Below are 4,365 nucleotides of genomic sequence, written 5' to 3'. Positions count from 1 at the left end.
AGATGTGTATAAGAGACAGGGACACCGTCATGGTGACCGGCGGCACCGGCGCCCTCGGCGCGCACGCCGCCCGCTGGCTGGCCCGTGCCGGTGCCGGGCACCTGGTGCTCACCAGCCGCCGCGGGGGGGACGCGCCCGGCGCGTCCGACCTGCGCGCGGAGCTGGAAGGCCTGGGCGCGCGCGTCACGATCGCAGCCTGTGACGTCGCCGACCGCGCCGCGGTCGACGCCCTCCTCCACAGCCTCGACGCCGAAGGCGCCGTGATCAGCGCGGTCGTCCACACCGCCGGCGTCAGCGACCTGACCGACCTGGCGGACCTCGGCCTCGCGGACCTCGCCGGGATTCTCGACGCCAAGGTCACCGGCGCGACGAACCTGGCCGACGCGCTCGCCGGCCGCCGGTTGGACGCCTTCGTGGTCTACTCCTCGGGCGCGGGGGTGTGGGGCGGCGGTGGCCAGGGCGCCTACGCGGCGGCGAACGCGTTCCTGGACGCCTTCGCCGAGCAGCGGCGGGCGGCCGGGCTGCCCGTGACGTCCGTAGCCTGGGGCGCCTGGGCCGAGGGCGGGATGGTCTCCGGGGACGTCGCCGAACGGCTGCGCCGGCTCGGTGTCCGGCAGATGGCTCCCGAACTGGCCCTCACCGCCCTGCGGGAGGCCGTCGAGCACGACGAGACGGCGCTGGTCGTCGCCGACATCGACTGGCCGGGCTTCCTGCCCGGCTTCCTCGCCGCCCGGCGGCGGCCGCTGTTCGCCGACCTGCCCGAGGCCGTACTGGTGACGCAGGGTGACGGCCTGCCCGGCCGGGCCGGCCAGGCCGGGCAGCCCGCGTCGGACGATTCCGCCGCGCTGCCGGCGCGGCTGGCCGACCTGACCGGCTCCGAGCGGCGGCAGGCGCTGCTGGATCTCGTGCGCGGCCACGCCGCCGACGTCCTCAAGTACGACGGAGCGCAGGCGATCCAGGCCGACCGCGCCTTCCGGGAGCTCGGGTTCGACTCGCTGGCCGCGGTCGAACTGCGCAACCGGCTGGGTGCGGCCACCGGGCTGCGGCTGCCGGCCACCCTGGCCTTCGACTTCCCGACGGCCACCGCGATCGCGCGGTACCTCATGACCGAACTGTTCGGTGAGTCCTCCGATGCCGCCCCGTCCGAAGTGGTTCCGGGGACGTCAGCCGGTGGGGATGCCGGCGCGGGCACCGGTACTGGTAGTGCCTCCGGTAGCGCGGCCGCCGTACCGGCCGCCGGCGCGCTGGTGCCCACCGCCACCGCCGACGACCCGATCGCGATCGTCGCCATGGCCTGCCGGTATCCCGGCGGGGTCGAACAGCCGGAGCAGTTGTGGCGGCTGCTGGTCGACGAGGTCGACGCCATCGGCGCCTTCCCCGACGACCGCGGCTGGCCGCTGGAGACGCTGTTCGACCCGTCCCCGGGCCGGACGGGCACGACGACCGCGCGCGAGGGCGGGTTCCTCGACGACGTGGCCGGGTTCGACGCCGGTTTCTTCGGTGTGTCCCCGCGTGAGGCGACGGTCATGGACCCGCAGCAGCGGCTGCTGCTGCAGACCGCGTGGGAGGTGCTCGAACGCGCCCGGATCGACCCGGCCTCGCTGCGCGGCACCCCCACCGGTGTGTTCGTCGGCGGCTCCGGCCAGGACTACGGGCCGCGGCTGCACGAGGCGACCGGCGGCGCCGAAGGCTACGTGCTGACCGGCAGCGCGACCGCGGTGCTCTCCGGCCGGGTCGCCTACGCGCTCGGCCTGGAGGGCTCGGCGGTGACGGTGGACACGGCGTGCTCGTCGTCGCTGGTGGCGCTGCACCTGGCCGGTCAGGCGCTGCGGCGGGGGGAGTGCTCGCTGGCGCTGGCCGGCGGCGTGACCGTCATGGTCACCCCCGGGGCGTTCGTGGAGTTCAGCCGGCAGCGCGGGCTGGCGCCGGACGGGCGCTGCAAGGCGTTCGCGGCGGGCGCGGATGGCACCGGCTGGGGTGAGGGCGTGGGCCTGCTGCTGTTGGAGCGGCTGTCGGACGCGCGGCGTAACGGGCATCCGGTGCTGGCGGTGGTGCGGGGGTCGGCGATGAACTCCGACGGCGCGAGTAACGGGCTGACGGCGCCGAACGGGCCGGCGCAGCAGCGGGTGATCCGGCGGGCGCTGGCGGATGCGCGGCTGTCCGTGGACGAGGTGGACGCGGTGGAGGCGCACGGGACCGGAACGCGGCTGGGGGATCCGATCGAGGCGCAGGCGCTGCTGGCGACCTACGGGCGGAGCCGGCCGGCGGACCGTCCGCTGTGGCTGGGGTCGATCAAGTCGAACATCGGGCACACCCAGTCCGCCGCCGGTGTTGCCGGTGTGATCAAGATGGTGCTGGCGATGCGGCACGGCCTGCTGCCGAAGACGCTGCACGCGCAGCAGCCGACCGAGCAGGTCGACTGGTCCGCCGGCGCGGTGTCGCTGCTGGCCGAGGCCAGGCCGTGGCCGCGCACCGGACGGCCGCGCCGCGCCGGCGTGTCCGCGTTCGGGATCAGCGGCACGAACGTCCACGTCATCCTGGAACAGGTGCCGGACGCCGACCCGGCCGCCGCCGGGCGGACTCCACCGTCCGACCGGCTCCTGCCGGCCGGCGCGGCCGGCGGCCCGGCCCCGTCCGAGCGGACCTCACCGTTCGACGGGGATCCGCTGCCCTACGTGGTCTCGGCCCGCGGCCAGGCGGCGTTGCGGGGCCAGGCACGGCGGCTGCGCGCGCACCTCGACGGCCACGCCGGTGACTCGCTTACGGACCTCGCGTACTCGCTGGCGACGACGCGGGCCGCGCTGCCGCACCGGGCGGTGGTCCTGGCCGCCGACCGCGACCAGCTTCTGCGCGGGCTGGACACGCTGGCCGATGACCTTCCCGGGCCGAACATCGTCCGCGGGGTGGCCCGGGAGGGCCGCAGCGCCTTCCTCTTCCCCGGCCAGGGCTCCCAGCGGCCACGTATGGGACAGCAGCTGTATGGGCGCTTCCCGGTGTTCGCCCAGGCGCTGGACGAGGTGTGCGACCAGCTCGACGTCCACCTGGACCGTCCGCTGCGGGAGATCCTCTTCGCCGGCGACGGCTCCCCGGAGGCGGACCTGCTGCACCAGACGCTGTTCGCGCAGACCGGCCTGTTCGCGCTCGAGGTGGCCCTGAACCGGCTGCTCGGCACCTGGGGACTGCGCCCGGACTACCTGCTCGGCCACTCCGTCGGCGAACTGGCCGCGGCGCACGCGGCCGGCGTGTTCTCCCTGGCGGACGCCGCCGCCCTGGTGGCCGCCCGCGGCCGGCTGATGCAGGACCTCCCGCCCGGCGGCCTGATGATCGCGGTGCAGGCGTCCGAGCAGGAGATGCTGCCCGTGCTGGCCGGCCGGGAAGAGCAGGTAAGCCTCGCCGCGGTCAACGGACCGCAGGCCGTGGTGATCTCCGGCGCCGAGGAGGCGGTACTCGACATCGCCGACCACTGGCAGCGCAACGGACGCAAGGCACGCGGGCTGAAGGTCAGCCACGCCTTCCACTCGCCGCACATGGACGCCATGCTCGCCGGGTTCCGCACGGTGGCGGCCGCGGTGACCTACGCGCCGCCGCGGATCCCGGTCGTGTCGACCCTGACCGGCGCGGTCATTCCCGCCGACGAGCTCTGCTCGGCGGACTACTGGGTCCGGCAGGTTCGCCACAGCGTCCGGTTCCTCGACGGGGTGCGCACGCTGCTGGCCAACCGGGTGACCACGTTCCTGGAACTCGGCCCCGCCGGAGTGCTCACCGCCATGGGCCGGGACTGCCTCGCCGACGACGGCGCGCCGTCCGCGGCCGCGGACGACCCGGCAGCGTCGTTCGTCGCCGTGCTGCGCGCCGACCGGGCCGAGGTGCCCGCGCTGACCAGCGCTCTGGCCCACGTCCACGCCGGCGGGTCCGGTGGGTCCGGCGGGTCCGGCGTGGGCTGGGCGGCGTTCTTCGCCGACCGGGACGTGCGCCCGGTCGAGCTGCCGACCTACGCCTTCCAGCCGACGCGGTACTGGCTGGAGGCGCCCGCCGGCACGTCGGACGCGGCGGCGGTCGGCCTCCAGCAGGTCGGGCACCCGCTGCTGGGCGCCGGGGTGGAGCTGCCGGACGGCGCCGGGTTCCTGTTCACCGGGCGGCTGTCCGCCCACAGCCCCGCCTGGCTGTCCGAACACGCCGTGCTGGGCGGGGCGCTGCTGCCCGGCACCGCGTACGTGGAGATGGCGGCGGTGGCCGCCGAGCGGCTCGGCTGCGCGGGGATCGCGGAACTGGCCCTGCACGTCCCGCTGCCTCTGCCCGTGCGGGGCGGCGTCGTGCTGCGGCTGACCGTCGGCGCCGCCGACACCACCGGCCGGCGACCGATGG

Annotated in this window: 1 protein-coding gene; it reads left to right on the top strand. The window is 75.8% G+C overall.

Annotation, left to right across the window (positions count from 1 at the left end):
• Nucleotides 1-32: 32 nt before the first annotated feature.
• A partial coding sequence (locus NBX02_RS09205) for a type I polyketide synthase (RefSeq protein WP_445548336.1) occupies nucleotides 33-4,365 on the top strand: 4,333 nt, incomplete at its 3' end.

The organism is Protofrankia sp. CiP1_Cm_nod1 (assembly GCF_920888515.1).
GTDB lineage: Bacteria > Actinomycetota > Actinomycetes > Frankiales > Frankiaceae > Protofrankia.
This window is presented reverse-complemented; position numbering and strand designations above follow the sequence as displayed.